Source organism: Mycobacterium sp. 29Ha (assembly GCF_032883055.1).
Taxonomy (GTDB): domain Bacteria; phylum Actinomycetota; class Actinomycetes; order Mycobacteriales; family Mycobacteriaceae; genus Mycobacterium; species Mycobacterium gallinarum.
In genome coordinates this window covers 1-1,419 of the sequence record NZ_JAMQTI010000072.1, presented here as the reverse complement: position 1 = coordinate 1,419, position 1,419 = coordinate 1, and the positions used below count along the sequence as shown (strand labels likewise).

At 60.7% G+C, this 1,419-nt stretch carries 1 protein-coding gene; it reads left to right on the top strand.

What is annotated here, in order from left to right:
* Positions 1-129 precede the first annotated feature (129 nt).
* The gene (locus M1248_RS33230; protein ID WP_317150935.1) at positions 130-1,365 is read left to right on the top strand and encodes an IS256 family transposase; all 1,236 of its coding nucleotides are present in this window, start codon (positions 130-132) and stop codon (positions 1,363-1,365) included.
* Positions 1,366-1,419: the final 54 nt, after the last annotated feature.

The following is a 1,419-nucleotide window of genomic DNA, read 5'->3' as shown; positions in this document are numbered from 1 at the left end:
GGGCGTGTCATTCCATCTGTGTAAGTCCGGGGTGGTCCATCATCGGACCGCCGTTCGGGCGGACAGAAGGAGTGTTTTGTGATCAAGGCCATAGAGTCGGCGAGTGCGGAGAAGTCGGCTGCGCGCCGGCTGGCAGAGACGTTCTCAGCCGAGACGTTGGATTCGCTGATCACCGACGCGGTGAAATCCGGGACCCCGATCGATGGGGCGGACGGTTTGCTCAACGAACTGACCAAAGCGGTGCTGGAGCGGTCGATGGCCGCGGAGCTGACCCATCATCTGGGGTATGAGAACGGCGATCCGGCCGGCCGGGGGTCGGGTAACTCCCGCAACGGGTCGACGGCCAAGACGGTGAACACCGTCAACGGCGCGGTCACCATCGACGCGCCGCGTGACCGCAACGGGACCTTCGAGCCGGTCATCGTGCCGAAGAAGGTCCGCCGATTGTCGAACATCAATTCGGTTGTGCTGTCGTTGTATTCACGTGGGATGACGACCCGCGATATCGAAGCACACTTGGAGGAGGTGTATGGGGCGAAGGTGTCGCGGGAGTTGATCTCCAACATCACCGAGGTGGTCGTCGATGAGATCAAGGCCTGGCAATCGCGCCCGCTGGATGAGGTGTACCCGATCCTCTACATCGACGGACTGCGGTTGCGGATCAAGGACAACGGGGTGGTGACCACCAAGGTGGCCTATTTGGCCATCGGTGTGGACGTCGACGGCCGCAAACACGCCCTGGGGTGCTGGATCCAGGACACCGAGGGTGCGAAGTTCTGGCAGAAGGTCGTCATCGACCTGCGCAACCGCGGGGTGCACGACATCCTGATTGCCTGCTGCGACGGCCTGACCGGCCTGCCGGATGCGATCCGCTCAGTCTTCCCCGAGACCGTGGTGCAGACCTGTGTGGTGCACGTGATCCGCAATGCGATGCGGTTCGTGTCCTACAAGGACCGCAAGAAGGTTGCCTCGGCGATGCGCGAAATCTACACGGCTGCAAGCGTTGATGCTGCTGAGCTCGCTCTCAAGGAGTTCGACGGCAAGTTCGGCGAGCAATACCCCGGGGCGATCGATACCTGGCGCCTGGCGTGGAACGAGTTCATCCCGTTCCTGGATTATCCGGTTGAATTGCGCAAGATCGTCTACACGACGAACACGATCGAGTCGATCAACTTCCAGCTGCGCAAGATCACCAAGAACCGCGGTCACTTCCCTGACAAGGACGCCGCGATGAAGTTGCTGTACCTCGGGTTGCGCAACATCTCCAGCGAGCGAGGAGGTGAATCTGGGACCGGAACGCAGGGCTGGAAGACCGCGCTCAACACGATGTCGAGACTCTTTCCTGGCCGACTTCCGTTGTGCTAGAGTACAACTCGTAGTAGTCCCATCTCGGACTTACACAGAATTCGTGACAGGCTC